This window comes from Comamonas halotolerans (assembly GCF_030162935.1).
Taxonomy (GTDB): domain Bacteria; phylum Pseudomonadota; class Gammaproteobacteria; order Burkholderiales; family Burkholderiaceae_C; genus Comamonas; species Comamonas halotolerans.
The window spans coordinates 255,861-272,293 of record NZ_JASAUZ010000023.1 but is presented as its reverse complement, the minus strand read 5'-3'; the positions used below and the strand labels follow the sequence as shown (position 1 = coordinate 272,293).

Annotated in this window: 16 protein-coding genes; 3 read left to right on the top strand and 13 right to left on the bottom strand. The window is 58.1% G+C overall.

Going from position 1 to position 16,433, the window contains the following annotated elements; translation table 11 throughout:
- Positions 1 to 73: 73 nt before the first annotated feature.
- The 7 genes from QEP11_RS11815 to QEP11_RS11785 form a co-directional block, all read right to left on the bottom strand.
- Entirely contained in the window at positions 74 to 433 is a 360-nt protein-coding gene (locus tag QEP11_RS11815) for a 5-carboxymethyl-2-hydroxymuconate Delta-isomerase (RefSeq protein WP_284336840.1), read from the bottom strand.
- Positions 434 to 468: 35 nt separating this feature from the next.
- Positions 469 to 1,692, bottom strand: a complete 1,224-nt coding sequence (gene bioF / locus QEP11_RS11810) for an 8-amino-7-oxononanoate synthase (protein WP_284336839.1) — start codon at positions 1,690 to 1,692, stop codon at positions 469 to 471.
- Positions 1,680 to 2,363 carry a dethiobiotin synthase gene (bioD, locus tag QEP11_RS11805; RefSeq protein ID WP_284336838.1) on the bottom strand — a complete coding sequence of 228 codons (684 nt, stop codon included), beginning with the start codon at positions 2,361 to 2,363 and terminating at the stop codon, positions 1,680 to 1,682. The genes bioF and bioD overlap by 13 nt, the downstream gene beginning before the upstream one ends.
- Positions 2,364 to 2,381: 18 nt before the next feature.
- Positions 2,382 to 3,722, bottom strand: a complete 1,341-nt coding sequence (bioA, locus tag QEP11_RS11800) for an adenosylmethionine--8-amino-7-oxononanoate transaminase (RefSeq protein ID WP_284336837.1) — start codon at positions 3,720 to 3,722, stop codon at positions 2,382 to 2,384.
- Positions 3,723 to 3,853: 131 nt separating this feature from the next.
- Positions 3,854 to 4,900 carry a biotin synthase BioB gene (gene bioB / locus QEP11_RS11795; protein WP_284336836.1) on the bottom strand — a complete coding sequence of 349 codons (1,047 nt, stop codon included), beginning with the start codon at positions 4,898 to 4,900 and terminating at the stop codon, positions 3,854 to 3,856.
- A 532-nt stretch (positions 4,901 to 5,432) separates the two neighbouring features.
- Positions 5,433 to 6,284 carry a segregation and condensation protein A gene (locus QEP11_RS11790; protein WP_284337029.1) on the bottom strand — a complete coding sequence of 284 codons (852 nt, stop codon included), beginning with the start codon at positions 6,282 to 6,284 and terminating at the stop codon, positions 5,433 to 5,435.
- A 143-nt stretch (positions 6,285 to 6,427) separates the two neighbouring features.
- On the bottom strand, positions 6,428 to 6,631 hold the full coding sequence (locus QEP11_RS11785) for a DUF3460 family protein (RefSeq protein ID WP_284336835.1): 204 nt from the start codon (positions 6,629 to 6,631) through the stop codon (positions 6,428 to 6,430).
- A gap of 46 nt (positions 6,632 to 6,677) precedes the next feature.
- On the opposite strand from QEP11_RS11785, the gene bamE reads away from it, so the two are divergent.
- The 3 genes from bamE to QEP11_RS11770 all read left to right on the top strand — a co-directional run bounded on the left by bamE (position 6,678) and on the right by QEP11_RS11770 (position 10,748).
- The gene (gene bamE, locus QEP11_RS11780; RefSeq protein ID WP_284336834.1) at positions 6,678 to 7,181 is read left to right on the top strand and encodes an outer membrane protein assembly factor BamE domain-containing protein; all 504 of its coding nucleotides are present in this window, start codon (positions 6,678 to 6,680) and stop codon (positions 7,179 to 7,181) included.
- A 209-nt stretch (positions 7,182 to 7,390) separates the two neighbouring features.
- Positions 7,391 to 8,065, top strand: coding sequence for a YitT family protein (locus QEP11_RS11775; RefSeq protein ID WP_284336833.1), 675 nt, complete (start codon positions 7,391 to 7,393; stop codon positions 8,063 to 8,065).
- Positions 8,066 to 8,501: 436 nt separating this feature from the next.
- A complete protein-coding gene (locus QEP11_RS11770; RefSeq protein WP_284336832.1) occupies positions 8,502 to 10,748 on the top strand; it encodes a beta-glucosidase in 2,247 nt (748 codons plus the stop codon).
- Between the two features lie 122 nt (positions 10,749 to 10,870).
- On the opposite strand, the gene soxZ is transcribed toward QEP11_RS11770, so the two are convergent.
- From soxZ to QEP11_RS11740, 6 genes are all read right to left on the bottom strand, one after another.
- The gene (gene soxZ, locus QEP11_RS11765; protein WP_284337028.1) at positions 10,871 to 11,200 is read right to left on the bottom strand and encodes a thiosulfate oxidation carrier complex protein SoxZ; all 330 of its coding nucleotides are present in this window, start codon (positions 11,198 to 11,200) and stop codon (positions 10,871 to 10,873) included.
- Positions 11,201 to 11,218: 18 nt separating this feature from the next.
- The gene (locus tag QEP11_RS11760) at positions 11,219 to 11,722 is read right to left on the bottom strand and encodes a thiosulfate oxidation carrier protein SoxY (protein WP_284336831.1); all 504 of its coding nucleotides are present in this window, start codon (positions 11,720 to 11,722) and stop codon (positions 11,219 to 11,221) included.
- Between the two features lie 6 nt (positions 11,723 to 11,728).
- Positions 11,729 to 13,072, bottom strand: a complete 1,344-nt coding sequence (locus QEP11_RS11755) for an FAD-dependent oxidoreductase (protein ID WP_284336830.1) — start codon at positions 13,070 to 13,072, stop codon at positions 11,729 to 11,731.
- A gap of 406 nt (positions 13,073 to 13,478) precedes the next feature.
- Positions 13,479 to 14,522 (bottom strand): YeeE/YedE family protein, encoded by a 1,044-nt coding sequence (locus tag QEP11_RS11750; RefSeq protein ID WP_284336829.1) that lies wholly within the window; start codon positions 14,520 to 14,522, stop codon positions 13,479 to 13,481.
- A gap of 211 nt (positions 14,523 to 14,733) precedes the next feature.
- Positions 14,734 to 16,011: an NAD(P)/FAD-dependent oxidoreductase gene (locus QEP11_RS11745; protein ID WP_284336828.1), complete on the bottom strand. Its 1,278-nt coding sequence runs from the start codon at positions 16,009 to 16,011 to the stop codon at positions 14,734 to 14,736.
- Complete coding sequence (locus tag QEP11_RS11740) at positions 16,008 to 16,361, bottom strand: c-type cytochrome (RefSeq protein ID WP_284336827.1); 354 nt, start codon at positions 16,359 to 16,361, stop codon at positions 16,008 to 16,010. The genes QEP11_RS11745 and QEP11_RS11740 overlap by 4 nt, the downstream gene beginning before the upstream one ends.
- Positions 16,362 to 16,433: the final 72 nt, after the last annotated feature.

Sequence of the window (16,433 nt, the reverse complement as noted above, 5' to 3'; positions counted from 1 at the left end):
CGAGCTGAGGCGCGGAGCATAGAAAAAGGCCATGGCGGTTTATCTCCATGGCCTTTGTGTTGGAAGAAAGTTTTTAAAGCTTGCCTTTGAAGTAGCAGGGCTTATCCATGTCCACAATGTCCACGCTCAGCTGAACTTCCAGCGTCTGTTGCGCAGGGATTTGCGCTCTGAGCACAGCGGCAATGCGGTCAGACAGTTCTTTTTTCACTTCAGGTGTACGGCCAGCCATCAAACGCAGCTCCACATGGGCAAAGGCACGGCCAGGGGTATTTAAACCAATGCGGTAATCGACCAGACGGGTGATTCGGGTCTTGACATCGGCTTCGTCACTCACCGTTGCGTGACCGCAGACAGCCGTATTCAGCGCTTCCATCAGTGCGCCTTCGTTGACGCCTTGCAGGTTGTTGGTGTATTCCACGTACATATGAGGCATAGCGGTCTCCTTGAGTTGGTGTCGGAAATTGCTGCTCATTGTGCCTTGAGCGAGGACATGAAATCGGCCAGGGACACCAAGGTATTCACCAGCACTGCCACATCGTCTTCCGTATGCGCTGCGGATAAGGCAATGCGCAGCCGTGCTGTACCTGCAGGAACGGTAGGCGGGCGAATGGCAGGAACCCAAATGCCCCGCTGGCGCAGAGCCTCCATCAGGTGCAAGGCTGCGGCATTGTCGCCAATGATCAGCGCCTGGATGGGAGTATCAGAGGGCAGGAGTTGCCAGCCGGTTCGTTGCAGCACAGGAACAAGGCCGGAGCGCAACTGGGCAATACGGGCTTGCAGCTGGCTGCGGTGGGCGTCAGCATGCTCCATGATGCCCACACTGGCTTGCAGAGTGCGTGCCAGCAAAGCAGGGGCCGCTGTGGCAAAGGTGTAGCTGCGTGTCGTCTGGAGCAGCCATTCAATCAAGTCATGGCTACCAGCTACAAATCCACCAGCAACGCCTGCAGCCTTGCTCAAGGTACTCATATAAAGCACGCGCGGACTGGTGCTGGCGCCCGTCAGCCCTGCTGCGGCCAAGCTGCCACGGCCTTGGGGTCCGCGCACGCCCAGACCGTGGGCATCGTCAATCATCAGCAAAGCGTCATAACGCTCACACAGGGATAGCAGTGTAAGGATGTCGGCGGTGTCGCCATCCATGCTGAATACCGCATCGCTGACGACAAGTTTGCGGTGGCAGGTGCTGGCGGCCAGCAATTGCTCCAGTGCATCCATGTCGGCATGCGGATAACGCCGGATGCTGGCGCGGGAGAGGCGGCAGCCATCAATCAGGCTGGCATGGTTCAGCGCATCGGAAAAAATGGCATCTCCCGCGCCAACCAAAGCGGGAATCACACTGGCATTGGTGGCAAATCCCGCATAGAAGTAGAGTGCGCGTGGCAGTTGCACATAGTTGGCCAGCACTGCTTCCAGCTGTGCATTGGCAGTGCTGTGCCCATTCACCATTGGAGAGCCGCCAGAGCCTACGCCAAACTCCAAGGCCGCAACGCGGGCAGCCTCTACCAAAGCGGGGTGCTGGCTTAGTCCCAGATAGTCGTTGCTGCAAAACTGCAGCATGGAAGTGCCGTTGACAGTGATGTGCGCGCCGCGTTCGGGCGCTACGGTACGGCGGGTGCGTAACAGGTGCTGATCTTGGAGGGCTTGCAATTGCCGAGGCAGATCCTGCAGCCATGAGTGAGGGCTCAATTTCTGCATTGCCATTCCCTGGGAAGTTGCACTTGTACGGCGCGGGCGTTGGGTTGAGCTTGCCAGGCAATATCTGCCAGCAGGGGGGCTCCCATGTGTTGGCGTAAATAGGCCATATTGGCTTCTGGCTCCAGCATTTCGGGGTCCACACGATTGGCAATCCAGCCTGCAAGAGACAAGCTGCTGGTACGTATGGCATCGGCGGTCAGTAGTGCATGACTGATGCAGCCCAGGCGAAGCCCAACCACCAAGACGACGGGCAGCTGCAGGGCGACGGCCAGGTCGGAGATGCGCAAGCCATCAGACAGAGGCACTTGCCAACCGCCAGCGCCCTCCACCACCACAGCATCCGCCAGAGCGGCAAGCTGCTGGTAAGCATCCAAGATGGGCTGTAGCTGGATGTTTACACCCGCCCGCTTGGCTGCGATATGAGGCGAAACGGGGTCAGGCAGGAGTATGGGGTTGTCCAGCGTTGCGGGCACAGTCAGGCTGCTGGCGGCGCGCAGGGCCAGACTGTCTTCATTGGCCCAACCGCCTTTGCCATCGGTGAGCGCTCCGGAGGCTACGGGCTTCATACCCACCACGCGTGGATGGTGCTGTGCCAGCGCGTGCAGCAAGGCGCAGCTGGACAGGGTTTTGCCAATGCCGGTGTCGGTGCCGGTCACAAAGCAAGCGATCATGTTTGAGTTCCCTGATGATTAGTGATGCGGTGCCGTCTGTGCAGCTTCTTGCTCCAGGCAGTCTTGCAGAGCAGCCTGAGCTTGGCTGGCCAGGTGTTGCACTTCTTGTGCATTCAGCACGTAGGGAGGCATGCAGTACAAGGTACGTCCTATAGGGCGCAGCAGCAGGCCACGTGCGCGAGCGGCGGCGTGGTAGCGCTGGGCAAAGTCCGCTAGCGTGGTATCAATGTCCCACGCCCACACCATGCCCAGGTGGCGTGCGTGGCGCACACGGGGGTGCTGATTCAAAGGTGCGAATGCCACGCTCAACTGCTTCGCCAAATGGCGGTTGGCTTGCAAGGCATCCAGTTGATCAAACAGCTCCAATGTAGCCAGTGCAGCGCGGCAGGCCAAAGGATTGCCCGTGTATGAGTGCGAATGCAGGAAAGCGCGTGCAGCATCGGTGCCGTAGAAGGCTTTGTACACTGTATTGGTCGTGAGAACGGCCGATAAGGGCAGGGTTCCGCCAGTCAGTCCTTTGGACAGGCAGATGAAGTCAGGCAGGATACCCGCTTGCTGGTGGGCAAACAGGCTGCCGGTACGGCCAAAGCCTGTGGCGATTTCATCGATCACCAGATGCACCTGATAGCGATCGCACAGAGCACGCGCCAAGCGCAGGTATGCGGGGTCGTACATCACCATGCCGGCGGCGCATTGAATCAGTGGTTCCAGCACCAGGGCAGCGGTCTTTTCATGGTGTTGTCCCAGCCACGCCTCCAGTGCATTCGCAGCACGGAGGGCTACATCGGCAGGTGTTTCATCGGGAAGTGCCTGGCGTGCATCGGGGCTGGGAACGGTGGCCGACACACGTACCAGTGGTGCATAAGCGTCGCGGAATAGCGGCACATCGGTGACGGACAAGGCACCCATGGTCTCGCCGTGATAGCCGCCGACCAAGCCTACAAAACGGTTTTTCTCAGGCTTGCCGATGTTGCGCCAGTAATGGGCGCTCATCTTGAGAGCCATTTCTGTGGCAGATGCCCCATCGCTGCCGTAGCTGGCATGGCCCAGGCCGGTGAGTTGAGCCAGTTTCTCGGACAGTTCCACCACTGCCGCATGGGTGCAGCCTGCCAGCATGACATGATCCAGCTGCTCTAGCTGTTCGTTCAGTGCCGCACGCATATGCGGATGGCTGTGACCAAACAGGTTGACCCACCAGGAGCTGATGGCGTCCAGATAGCGGTGGCCATCCGTGTCATACAACCACGGCCCTTGCGCTCTGTGTATGGAGAGCAGGGGTTCGCTCTCGTGCCGTTTCATGGGGGTGCAGGGATGCCAGACGGCAGCTAAGCTGCGAGTGGCCAGTGATGGCGTAGGCATAGCTAATCTCCTAGGCGCAGGTAGGGCCGAACCCGGCAGGGAGACCCTGATCGAAAGTGCGAAGCAATTCTTTGAAGGCTGCACGCGCTTTGCATGGTGGCTGAGCGAGTGCCTTGAAAAAGACGTGAAGCTCAGGCCGCTGTGCGAAGGCCCTGCAGTCCCAGTTTGCGTAGCAGCGTGGTGTCAGCTTCCACATCGGGATTGCCGGTGACCAGTAGCTTGTCGCCGTAGAAAATGGAATTGGCACCTGCCATGAAGCAAAGGGCTTGCACTGCTTCACCCAATTGCTGGCGGCCTGCCGACAGACGCACGCGGGCTTGAGGCATGGTGATGCGGGCTACTGCAATCACGCGCACAAAGTCCAGAGGGTCTACGGGATCACTATCAGCCAAGGGCGTACCGGGCACGCGCACCAGGCTGTTGATAGGTACGGACTCTGGGTAAGGCTGCATGTTTGCCAGTTGTGCGATCAAGCCTGCTCTGTGCACAGGGGTCTCACCCATGCCGATGATGCCTCCGCAGCACACGCTGATGCCTGCATTGCGCACCGCAGCGAGGGTGTCCAGGCGGTCTTGGTACTGGCGCGTGCTGACCACATCCTGGTAGTACTCGGGTGCGGTGTCGAGGTTATGGTTGTAGTAATCCAGTCCCGCGCTGCGCAGGGATTGCGCCTGGTGTGGCTGCAACATGCCCAGTGTGGCGCAGGTTTGCAGACCCAAACCTTTCACTGCAGCGATGAGTTCGTTCATCTTCTCGATATCGCGATCCTTGGGAGCGCGCCATGCAGCGCCCATGCAAAAGCGCGTGGCGCCAGCGTCCCTGGCTGCCTGTGCTGACCTTGTGACTTCCTGCACGCTCATCAACTTTTCGGCCTTCACTCCGGTGTCGAACTCTGCCGACTGTGGGCAGTAGCCGCAGTTTTCGGGGCAGCCTCCGGTTTTCACGGATAGCAATGTCGCCAGCTCAATCTCCCCTAGCGGCCAGTGCTGGCGATGCACGGTTTGTGCCTGGTACATCAGATCCATGAAAGGCATATCCAGCAAAGCCTGGATGGCTTCTGTGGACCAGCGCTGCGCTGTCGCTGCTTGTGTGGTGGTTGTGACAGATGGCCGGTGCAAGCGCACGGGCTGTGCGTTGTCCTTTTGCTCTGCGCTGTGTGTACAAGGTGGGTGAGACATGGCAATGAACTCCTCTTGGATCGGGGATGCCATTCATTGTCAGCACAAAAAAAATGCAGCGATAGGGCTGTAATGAAAATTCTTCTGTTGAAAGAAGATGTGGTTCATTGAGTTAACTTTGAATGCTAATTGGCAGACGTTTTTGGATTTTTATGGTGTTTTGTGCACGTGTTTAGGTATCTGTATTGAACATGCAGGCATTGGTCAGCAACTGCTGAGAGTGCTCATTTCCAAATCATGTGAATTTCAAGCAGTTGAAGGCAATTGAAAGCAAAATTGAGCAATAAATACGGTTGTTTCCTGTTTTTCAATCAAATATTTCATATTGCAAAAAGAGGTGTTTGCTGCTTTCTGCAAATATGTTGTTTTAAAGTTGACTGGAGTCAGGTGCTATTGCCTGCACCGCCGCCTTTAAGGGTGAACGCGTGGGAGCCAGGCCAAACAACGGCAGGGCATTCAGATCGGGAAGGGATGCTGTGGGTGTGCGCTGCAAGCTCACGCATACAGGGCGCAGCATGATGAGGTGTGTGGGCTAGTCGTGCTCGTAGAGCACGTCTTGCGCATCTTCTGCGGCTTCTTGGGGGGCCGAAGCGGGTCGATAAGCCAGTCGCACATAGATCGGCGCATAGGCTTCAGCCTGGGTGATCTCAATCAGTGTTTCCTTGCCCAGCTCTAACAAGGCAATAAAGGTGACGACCAGCACGGTGCTGCCTTTGCTGGGGTCAAAAATATTCTCAAACTCGACAAAGCGCTTGCCTTGCAGCTGCTTGAGGATCTGGCTCATGTACTCACGGACGCTGAGCTCTTCGCGGGTGATGCGGTGGTGCTGCACCAGCTTGGCGCGTTTGAGAATGTCACGCCAGGCGGCGTGCAGTTCGCTGGCCTCGACATCGGGAAAGCGGGGCTGCAGGCTTTGCTCGATATAGACCTGGGCCTTGAGGAAATCACGGCCGTATTGCGGCATCTCGTTGATTTGCTGGGCCGCCAGCTTCATCTTTTCATATTCGAGCAGGCGCCGAACCAGCTCGGCACGCGGGTCCTCTGCTTCTTCTTCGCCCTCTTTTTTCTTTGGCGGCAGCAGCATGCGCGACTTGATCTCGATAAGCATGGCTGCCATCAAGAGGTATTCCGCAGCCAGCTCGAGGTTGCGGCTGCGAATCTCATCCACATAGCGCAGGTATTGTTGCGTGACAGCCAGCATAGGGATGTCGAGGATGTTGAAGTTCTGCTTGCGGATCAGGTAGAGCAACAAGTCCAGCGGGCCTTCAAACGCTTCCAGGAACACTTCCAGCGCATCGGGTGGAATGTAGAGGTCGTTGGGGAGTTTGAATAACGGTTCACCATACAGACGCGCCAAAGCCACCTGATCCACCACATCGGGCATCAGTTGGTTTTGCTCCGAAGCAGCAGACGCTGGCAGCTCGGCTTGGGCAGACTCTGTGGTGCTTTCGCTCATGCAACTTGGAAAGAAGAGCGCCCGGCGCTTGTCAGGCAAGGGCCGGGCAGAGAAAACGCGCTAAAACGCTCTCAGTTATTAGTTTGGTAAACGTAGGGTTTTTGGGCGACACGGGCTTGGGCTGCTTCAGCCTGGGCTTCGTAGTTCACCGATTTGTCCCACAGCAGTGAGCGGCCAATCTGCTGCTGGGTTTCCAGCTGGGGTTTGTCCTTTTTCATCTGGTTGATGAAATCGGTGACATCGGAAGTGTAGTGGGGACGGGCAAAAATAGACATGGACTGGTAACCTCTCTAGTTTGACGATTCTACCGGGACACTGTCCATGAACCTACTGAACCGTGCCACAGCCACTGTGGCTGCAATTGCCACCAGTATTTTGGCTCTGGTGGGCTGTGATCAACAAAAAATCAATGGCCTGGAAGAAGGCCTGTCCACCGAGATAGATGTGCGCAAGGCTTTCGGTGAACCCGAAACGATTTGGCCCGAAGCGGATGGCTCGCGCACTTTCGAGTATCCCCGCCAGCCCATGGGGCACCGCAATTACATGATCACCATTGGCAGCGATGGTGTGATGACGGCGTTGCGCCAGGTCTTGACACCACATGTGTTTGAGCAAATCCAGCCTGGCATGACACAAGAGCAGGTGCGCCGCATCCTGGGCAAGCCTGCCAAGCGTGTAACCTACAACCTCAAGCAAGAGACTGATTGGGACTGGAACTGGATTGATCCCCCAAACCGCGAAATGGAATTTACGGTGACTTTTGGCGAGAACGGAACCGTCAAGAAGACGGCCAGTCGAGAAAAAATGCCCCAAGGTGACCGTTGAATTTGGGGCGTATTCACCGCTTTTGTATCGGGTAATGGTTTAATTGCTGCACTGCAGCAAAAAAGCCATGTCAGCGTAGAACATCCGCTGTGCGTTAGAGCGCATGCGCCATCTGCTCCTGTAGCAGGTGGCGCATTTTTTGCTTCATCTATTGCATTGATGTTGACGGCAAGGCCACAAGCATGCGCTGTCGAAAACCGGTATCCGCCATGAGCACCACCAGCCCCGAATCCGAGCTAGTTCACCCTGTTGCCAGCAGTCCGGCGCTGTCGTCAGCGGCGCCTGTCACCGTGGTCAAGCACGGCCCCTACGAGGACGCCCAAGCCTTGTTTTCAGGCTCATTGTTTGTGGGTATCACCATGATGATGTTTGCACAGGCGGGTTTGCTCACGGGCAGCACGGCAGGCCTGGCATTTGTGTTGCACTACGCCACGGGGCTCTCGTTTGGCGGCATTTACTTTGCGATCAATATTCCGTTTTACTGGTTTGCCTGGAAATACATTGGCAAAGAATTCACCATCAAAACCTTTTTGTCGGTAGCCCTGCTGTCTGTGGTGACCGAGCTGGGGCCTCGCCTGATTCATATCGATTATCTGCATCCCGCATTTGCCGCCATTGCCGGAGGCTTGCTCATGGGCACAGGCGTGCTGTTTCTGGCGCGTCACAAATCCAGCTTGGGCGGGGCAACCATTGTGTCGCTGTATGCGCAGGATAAATGGAGTATTCCTGCGGGCAAGGTGCAGATGGTGATTGACTGCATCGTGGTTGCTCTGGCGTTGTGGATTGTGCCTTTCGATCGCGTGGCCTGGTCAGTGTTTGCTGCGGTTGTGATGGGAGTGTTTCTGGCAGTCAGCCATCGCCCCGGACGCTATAACGGTAAATGATGCTGTGATGCTTGACGGACGCTGTGGTCAGCGCCGTTTTGCAAACAAGGCTTGCAGAGTCACGTGCCTGCAGGCCTTTTTTTTGGGTCTGTACACACTTGCAGGGTCGGCCAGCTGCATTGCAAAAACGAATGTTTTCCTGGTGATCGAGGCTTGCTGCACCAAAAGTGTGTCTTGACCGAAATGCGGGTATGGATGCTGGAGGCTATGCGCGCTGCGGCCACATATCACGGGGAGTAAGGTGGCCGAAAGCCAAGGCTTCAAGTGGTCGCATGTTCTGAGACTGCTCCAAGATGGCGCAGGGGCTGGTTACTTGCGATGACAGTAAGTAACATTCTCCGGGTTGCTGCTACAGAGACCAGGCGATGCGTTTTGAATTGCAACACGCGTGTCGTGACCAGTGTCGGCGCAATCCAAACAATGAACAGGAGGCAGCATGGCTGCGGAAAAAAAGATATCAACAGGGCGCTTGTTATGTGGCAGGGGGTGGGCCTTTGTGGCAGGCGCGACTCTGGCTGTTTCGCAGGTACAGGCGCAGCCTAGTCCAGAGAAAATTGCTGCAGCGCAAGCCAAGGCTCAGCAGGTGGAAGCGCAGATGACGGACGACGAGCGCTTTGGCCTGCTGCGTAGCCTGATGGTGCATGTGTTGGCAGAAGACTTCTCCCAGCAGCGCGATGCGCGCGTGCCCGCGCATGTGCCGCAGATTGCGGGCTGGGTGCAGGGTGTGCCACGTCTGGGCGTGCCTGATCTGTTAATGACCGATGCGGGACTGGGTATTACCAACCCTTCTGGTGGGCGCAAGGGTGATCAGGCCACGGCATTCCCTTCTGCGCTGGCCATGGCTGCCACCTTCAATCCCCAACTGGCCTATGACAGCGGCGTTATTCTGGGCAAAGAGGCCAAGGCGCGTGGCTTCAATGTGGTGCTGGGTGGAGGCATCAACCTGGCGCGTGATCCTCGGCATGGGCGCAATTTCGAGTATCTGGGGGAGGACCCGCTACTGGCGGCGGTGCTGGCTGCGGAAAGCGTCAAGGGCACGCAGGATCAGCAGGTGGTCAACATCCTCAAGCATGTATCGCTCAACAGCCAGGAAATCAACAAATGGGCGCTGGATGCGCGCATTGATCCTGCAGCACATCGCGAGTCAGATATGCTGGCCTTTCAAATGGGGATTGAACGCTCCAGCCCTGGTAGCCTGATGTGTGCCTATAACAAGGTGAACGGCGAATACGCTTGCGGCAGTGATGCATTGCTCAACCGCGATGTGAAGCAGGCCATGGGCTACAAGGGCTTCATCATGTCCGATTGGCGTGCCGTGTATGCCTGGGACTACGCGCTTAAGGGGCTGGATCAGCAAAGCGGTGCGCAGCTGGATGAAAAAGAGTGGTTTGGCGCCCCGTTGCGCGAGGCGTATGCACGTGGAGAACTGTCACGATCCCGCTTGAGCGATATGGTGCAGCGCATTTTGTTCGCGGTGTACCAGGTTGATGCTGACCAGTGGCAAGGCGCACAGCAGCAGCCTGATATGCAGGCACATCTGCAAAGTGCTATTGAAGTAGCACGCCAAGGCACTGTACTGCTGAAAAATGAAGGAGAGCTTTTGCCGCTGCGCCAGGATGTCAGGCGCATTGCCGTGATTGGTGGTTTTTCGCACTTGGGCATGCTCAGTGGTGGAGGGGGTTCCAGCCGCACGGAGCCGGTAGGTGGTCTTGCACTGGACATACCCCTTGGCGGCACCAATATGTTTGCTCCGCTACGCCGTTTGACCGTGGCAGGGCCTTCGCCTGCCAGTGAGTTGGCCAAGCATTTTCCGAAAGCTGAAATCCTGACCGATGCGGGTGAGTCACCTGCCGATGCTGCATTGCAGGCACGCAATGCAGATGTAGCGATTGTGTTTGCCTGGAAGTCAGAGAGCGAAAATCATGACCACGCCGATCTGAGCTTGCCCTGGGGACAGGCTGCAGTGATAGATGCCGTGACGCGGGCCAATCCCAACACCATCGTGGTTCTGCAAACGGGCAACGCGGTGGACTTGGCACCTTGGGGAGAGCGTGCCAGGGCGATTGTTCAATCGTGGTATTCCGGCAGTGCCGGTGGACGTGCAATTGCAGAAATTGTGGCGGGTCAGATCAACCCATCAGGCCGTCTGCCCATCACCTTCTACCGCTCGCTGGAGCAAACACCACATCCCACGTTGCCCGGACTGGGCACCCCCATACATACCCTGACGGCGATTCACTACCATGAAGGTGCTGAAGTGGGATATCGCTGGATGGCGCAAACAGGTCAACAGCCAGCTTATGCATTTGGTCATGGCCTGAGCTATACCCGCTTTGACTACAGCGGGCTGCGTTTGCAGCAAAGCGGTGACAAGGTGCAGGCCAGATTCACTGTGCGCAATACCGGGCGGCGTGCGGGCGCTGATGTGCCGCAGCTTTATCTGACGGATGCTGCAGGGCAGCAGCGCATGCGCATGCTGGGCTTTGAGCGTGTGCAGCTGCAACCCGGTGAAAGCCGCGAGGTACAACTGGACGTAGACCCACGATTGCTGGCGCGCTTTGACGGCGAAGCAGGGCAGTGGCGCATTGCGCAGGGTGTGCATGACATGGCTTTGGGGCGCTCGGCAGCCGATCTGGTGCTGCGGGCACAGCTTCCGCTGCAAGCTCGCCTGTTTGGCCGCTGAAGGCTGGGGCCTGGAGGTGACAGTTGGAGCACTTTCACTGGGCAGCGCAAAAAAAAGCCCCCGCAGACATGCTCGTCTGCGGGGGGCTCGATGGCAGCCAGCAGTAAGTGTGGGCGCAGCTTTCAGCCCACTGTGATTGTTTTGCTGGCGGTCAGGGTTTGGCCCTTGTCATCTTTCCACAGCATGCTCAGCTCTCCGCTTTGGCGCGCCTTGAAAGTGAACTCGATATAGGGGTTCTGAGAGATGGAGGTGCCCAGGTCCCAGCTGAAGATCCGCTTGCCAGCCATCGTGGCTTCAAAGTGATTCACGATGTGGCGTGGGCGGGGCTGGCCGGTGGCAGGATCGGTGCGCAGACCGGTTTCCATCACGTGTTCCATCTGGGCGCGTACGCGCAGGATATCACCGGCCTTCGGCTTTTCGTTGCTGACCCAAACGCGGGGTGGCTTGTTCATGCTCATTGATTGCTCCCCTTACATGCCGCAGCCGCTGGCTGCCACGGTTACTGCTTGCTTGGCCTGCAGAACCTGCCCGCTTTTCATGCGTGCCAGCACGTGCACGGTTTGAGATTGGCTCAGCCGGACGCGGATGGCCGCTTCGGCGGTGCCGGTATCTGCAGTGAAGTGGACACGGCAGGCCAGCGGAATGGGGTTGAGCTCGGCCACCACCATCATTTCCTCGCACCAGTCCTGCTCCGTGATCGGCAGCGTGACCTTGGCCTTCACGGGCACGGCGCTGGGGTTGTCAGCCAGCACGGGGATGTCCACCTGCAGGCCTTCGGTCTGTGGTGTGGCACTGCCAATGAATGACGCCATGGTTTTTTTGAATTCCACGGGGTTGGGGGCCAGAGGGCCAACCAGGCTGGGCTTGGCTGCGGGTTGCGCCAGCGCGTTGGGCAGGGCCAGGGCGGCACTGGCCGCCGCTGCGCCGGCTACCAGGCGGCGGCGTGTCAGGGAATGGGAAGGTGCTGGGTTCATGTCGTCTTAAATGCCAAGGAAGTCGCTGAACTTGGTGTTGATCCAGGCAAAGTCTTCCTTGACCAGGTCAGAGGTGCGTACGTCCATATCAATCTGGGTCTGGTGTACGTTGCCGGTGGTCACGTCGATTTCGTACTCGAACTTTACCGAGATTTCTTCCTGCGGATCACCATTGACCATCATGTAGCACAGGTTGTCGGGCAGCAGCGGGGTGACTTCCTTGCCGGCAGTACGCTGCGCAATGTTCTTGGCGACGATCTGGCCGATGTAGTTGGCTACGTGACCACTCTTGGGGTAGTGACCAAATTGCGGGGAGATGGCTCCCATCAAGTCACCCACGAAGTACACGCTGTCATCACTGTTGGCGGTGAAATAACGAGTGTCCATATCGGCCCAGCCTGTGGGCTTGCCTTCAGGGGTTTTGCCAATCAGGTCTGCCCACCACACCATTTCAGCGGCCTGGTGCGGAGGCATCAGGATGGCATCGTCAAACTTGAATTCGCCGGCAGCGGTCTTGATCCTCTTGTTGAAGGGGTCCACCTCCTGCACGCGCGCATTGGGCACGTGGGTGATGATATCGGGGTACAGCTCGTCAAATGCCTGCTTGTAGCCGACGCCAATGGGCGCAATCTTGGGCTTGGGGTCAAGAATCAGAATCTTGCCGGGGATCTTGTTTTTCTTGATGTGCCAGGCGATCAGGCAGGCGCGCTCGTAGGGCGAGGGCGGGCAGCGGTGAGGGGGTGGGGGCAGCGTCATCACCAGGGTGCCGCCCTTGAAGTTCTTCACCTTGCTCTTGAGCGCCAGCATCTCCTGGTTGGGAATGTAGGCGTTGGGGAAATGCTTGCGGGTGTAGTCGATGGCTTTCTGATCATTGCCAAACCAGGCTTCGTAGTCGTTACGGATACCGCCCGACAGGATCAGGTAGTCGTATTCAATCAGGCCGTGTGCAGTGCGCACCAGTTTTTTGTCGCGCTCAAAGCCGGTCACCTCGGTTTGCAGCAGGTGGTAGCCGTACTTGTTGGCGGGGTGCAGCATGTCGTGGTTGACGAAATCGGTGTTCACGATGTCGATCAGCCACTTGTTGCTCATCGGGCCAGACCAGAACGTGGGATTGCGCTCAAGCAGCACCACGTCCGAGTTGGGGATCAGCTCACGCAGATAGCGGGCAGCTGTCAGGCCGCCCCAGCCACCACCGCAAATCACAATGCGTGGGCCTTTGCCCTGACGGGGCAGAATGCGCGATTGCGGAGTCATGATGGTGGGTGCTGCCAGTGTGGCAATCGGTGCGGCAGCGGCCGCAGCACCCAGAGCCATGGCTGGCGGGGTCATCAGAAAGTGGCGACGTTGCATGGTGGAAACTTCCTCCTAGTCATTCATAAGAAGCCGCATGCACAGCGTCTGCTGGTGCGTGCGGCTGGCGTCAAGACCAGCGCTGACCTGCTAAATCCACTGCACAACTGGCAATGGCAATAAGTGCAAAGGGAAGCGAACATGCAGCGCCTGACTTCTCCGTGGAAGGGGATGCAAGGCGTGGTTGGCTCCTGACCGTGGCAGAAGCCACATCCGATGCAATCAACAAGAACTCAAAAGACGGCTTGAGCGTTGATGTCGGGCTTGGTGTGGTGACCAAGTCCGGACAAGGCATGGATGGGAAAAGAATCCCTCTTAGCCGACACGCGGCACAAGCAGAGCTGTCTGGGGCGGAATTCTAGGACAGAGCCTTGCCGCAAGAAACAACTTGATTGCTCTGTGCGGGTTAAGCCTGAGGCTTGAGCAACTTCAGGGCCAGGACGCTACCACCCACAATGCCAGCCACCGCAGGCCAGGTGGCCCATGCCAGCGTGCTGATGCCTGTCAGGCCCTGGCCGATGGAGCAGCCCGCAGCCAGCAAGCCACCAAAACCCATCAACCAGCCGCCGATGGCAGTCTTCGTCAAATGTGCAGGGCTGTCAAAGCTTTCCCAGCGTGCGGTGCGGGTGAACAAGGCCACCAGGAATGCGCCAGCCAGCACACCTAGCACCAGTGCGCATGCGGCAGCAAATTCCCTCCCTACGGCCACTTGCACGTAAAGCAGTGTTTCGGAGATCGGGGAAATAAAGCTCAGAGAGGTGTGCTTGGCTGGCTCAAACGGATCGACTTCAACGGTGGCTGCAATCCACCACCCCACAGCCACCAGAGCACCGATGACCAGCGCTGCTCCCAATTGGATGGGACTGCGGCGCAGCGCGGGCTGATACAAGGCATAAGCAGCCAGCAGTACAGCTGGAATAACGGCAAGCACCAGGTAAATGGCACTGCCTGACCAGCCGCTGCTTTGTAGGTACTGGTTGAGGGTGACGCTTTCCAGAGTGCTGGGTGCAAGCCCTTGAAACCATTGGCGCAGCGGAACCAGCACACCGGTAGAGCTGGCCTGGGCTCCCAAAGCGAGAAACACCACGGCAATCAGAGAGCGCAGATTACCGCCAGCCAGCAGAACCAGAGAGCGCGCACCGCAGGCGTTGGCCAGCACCATGCCCAGACCAAAGATGGCGCCGCCGATCATGACTCCGATGACAGAGAAGTTGGGGCGCACGATTTGGGCATTGCCCAGATCGACCACGCCTGCCAGCTGCAGAGCTTGCGATGCCAGCAGGGCTACGGCCACAGCCAATGCGAAAGCCTGCAAAGCCGGGGCGCTGCCGCGCTGCTCACTGTTGTCTAGTCCCATGCTTTGACGGATGCCGCGCAGCAAACAAAAACGTCCCAAGCGTGCGAACACGCCAAAGCCCAGACCCAAGAAAAATGTAGACCACAACAACATAGCTATCCCTTAAGCAGTCCGCATGCTAATGGCGCGATGCGGATATGCAAATGCCCCGCACTTGAAAAGTTGCGGGGCAAAAGTAGGCTGCTTGTCATGTTGCAACAACAGCCATTGTTGAAGCAGGCCTCTTTCACAGGCTCTGTCCCGCAAACAGGCGGGTACCTGTCTCACCGCCATGGCGCATGGAGAGAGAGTGTGATGCCTGCTATCAGCGATCCCAGATGTCCGTGCTGATGGCCTTGTACCAGGCTGCGCCGTATTCGGCTTCGGCCTTGCGGTAGCCTGCATCAGCATCAATGGGGCTGACACCACCAGAGCCGGGCACTTCAATCAGCTTGCCGCCATCGGTCTTGTAAACGCCTGCCACGGAGATACCGTAGTCTGCACCGATCAAGCTGTAGCAAGTGTTGGCAAAGGCCCCGGTGGCCGCAGGCTTGCCCAGCAATTCGGAGGCAATCGCAGCAGCAGCTACTTTGCCCTGGGTGTTGGCGGCAAAGCCGGATTTGGGCATGGGGGCTGCCTGGGTGGCATCGCCCAGCACATACACGTCCTTGACTTGTTGGGAAGCAAAGCTGTCGGTCTTGATGGGTACCCAGCCGCTGGCATCGGTCACGCCAGCGCGTTCGGCAATAAAGCCGGCCTTCTGCGGTGGAATGACGTTGAGCACATCGGCTTTGTGCTTGGTACCAAAAGTGGTTTCCACCTCAAGGTTCTTGGCATCCACGCGCACCACCTGGCCATCGTCAGACTGTTTGACCCACTCGATCATGTCTCCGTACAGGGCTTTGTAGCCTTGCAGGAACAAGCCTTGCTTGGAGAAGGCGTCCTTGTTGTCCAGCAACAGAATTTTCGATCTGGGTTTGTGCTGCTTGAAGTAGTGGGCCACCATGGCGGCACGCTCATAAGGCCCGGGTGGGCAGCGGAAGGGATTGGCCGGAATCACCATCACAAACTTGCCGCCGTCAGGCATGGCATCCAGCTGCTTTTTCAGCAACAGCGTCTGTGGGCCGGCTTTCCAGGCATGGGGTGCGAGTTCGGCGGCAGCTTCGTCATAGCCTTCCAGTGCACCCCAGCGCATGTCGATACCAGGGGACAGTACCAGTTTGTCGTAGTTCAGCGCCTGCCCGCTGGACAGCAGCACGCGTTTGCCTATGGTGTCTACATTGTCGGCTCGGGCGTGGATGACATCGATGCCTGCTTTGCGCAGTCCGTCGTAACTGTGTCCAATGCTGTCCCACGTGCGCAGGCCTGCCAGATAGAGGTTGGAGAAGGGGCAGGTGTAAAAGCGCTCCGCGGGTTCGACCAGCGTGACACGCACTTGTGGGGCACGGGCCTTGAGATAGCGCGCAGCCGTAGCGCCGCCAAAGCCGCCACCGACAATGACGACATGGGCAGCACCCGCCTGGGCGCGCACGATGGATGGCAAGGCCAGGGTTGCAGCACCTGCAACGGCACTACCTAAAACAGTACGGCGATTGAAAGTCATTGGTTGGCCTCCTTGCTGAACCACTGGGCGAGTGCTTGGATCTGGGCATCGTCATAGCCATTCATCAGGCGAGTCATGACGGTGGCATCTGTTGCTGTGCCCGCTTTGAATGCTTGCAAGCGGGCCAGCAGGTGGCGTTCATTGACACCGCGCAGGCTGGGAATGCCTCCGGTGCTGCGCCCGTCAGGGCCGTGGCAGTTGGCGCAGGTACCGGCAATCAGCGAAATATCTTGTACGGTGAGCCCCACAGCTGTAGAAGCCGGTGTGGACTGGGCCATGGCCCCAGGGGCGAGCAAGGCCGCAGCCAGCCATAGGGCGGGCCGCAGTGTACGTACGGGTGATAAGGGCATGCGTTCTCCTGACGGTCGCGTGCCGGTGTGCGGGTGTGGCGCTTTTCCGGCGGGTCATCGTGGGTGCTTGTT

Coding starts and splice junctions, on each gene's coding strand:
- QEP11_RS11740 (WP_284336827.1), bottom strand. CDS start 16,361: ATGCCCTTATCACCCGTACGTACACTGCGGCCCGCCCTATGGCTGGCT.
- QEP11_RS11785 (WP_284336835.1), bottom strand. CDS start 6,631: ATGTCTATTTTTGCCCGTCCCCACTACACTTCCGATGTCACCGATTTC.
- soxZ (WP_284337028.1), bottom strand. CDS start 11,200: ATGAACAAGCCACCCCGCGTTTGGGTCAGCAACGAAAAGCCGAAGGCC.
- QEP11_RS11775 (WP_284336833.1), top strand. CDS start 7,391: ATGAGCACCACCAGCCCCGAATCCGAGCTAGTTCACCCTGTTGCCAGC.
- QEP11_RS11760 (WP_284336831.1), bottom strand. CDS start 11,722: ATGAACCCAGCACCTTCCCATTCCCTGACACGCCGCCGCCTGGTAGCC.
- QEP11_RS11815 (WP_284336840.1), bottom strand. CDS start 433: ATGCCTCATATGTACGTGGAATACACCAACAACCTGCAAGGCGTCAAC.
- QEP11_RS11745 (WP_284336828.1), bottom strand. CDS start 16,011: ATGACTTTCAATCGCCGTACTGTTTTAGGTAGTGCCGTTGCAGGTGCT.
- bioB (WP_284336836.1), bottom strand. CDS start 4,900: ATGTCTCACCCACCTTGTACACACAGCGCAGAGCAAAAGGACAACGCA.
- bioF (WP_284336839.1), bottom strand. CDS start 1,692: ATGCAGAAATTGAGCCCTCACTCATGGCTGCAGGATCTGCCTCGGCAA.
- bamE (WP_284336834.1), top strand. CDS start 6,678: ATGAACCTACTGAACCGTGCCACAGCCACTGTGGCTGCAATTGCCACC.
- QEP11_RS11770 (WP_284336832.1), top strand. CDS start 8,502: ATGGCTGCGGAAAAAAAGATATCAACAGGGCGCTTGTTATGTGGCAGG.
- QEP11_RS11750 (WP_284336829.1), bottom strand. CDS start 14,522: ATGTTGTTGTGGTCTACATTTTTCTTGGGTCTGGGCTTTGGCGTGTTC.
- QEP11_RS11755 (WP_284336830.1), bottom strand. CDS start 13,072: ATGCAACGTCGCCACTTTCTGATGACCCCGCCAGCCATGGCTCTGGGT.
- QEP11_RS11790 (WP_284337029.1), bottom strand. CDS start 6,284: ATGCCCGATGTGGTGGATCAGGTGGCTTTGGCGCGTCTGTATGGTGAA.
- bioD (WP_284336838.1), bottom strand. CDS start 2,363: ATGATCGCTTGCTTTGTGACCGGCACCGACACCGGCATTGGCAAAACC.
- bioA (WP_284336837.1), bottom strand. CDS start 3,722: ATGCCTACGCCATCACTGGCCACTCGCAGCTTAGCTGCCGTCTGGCAT.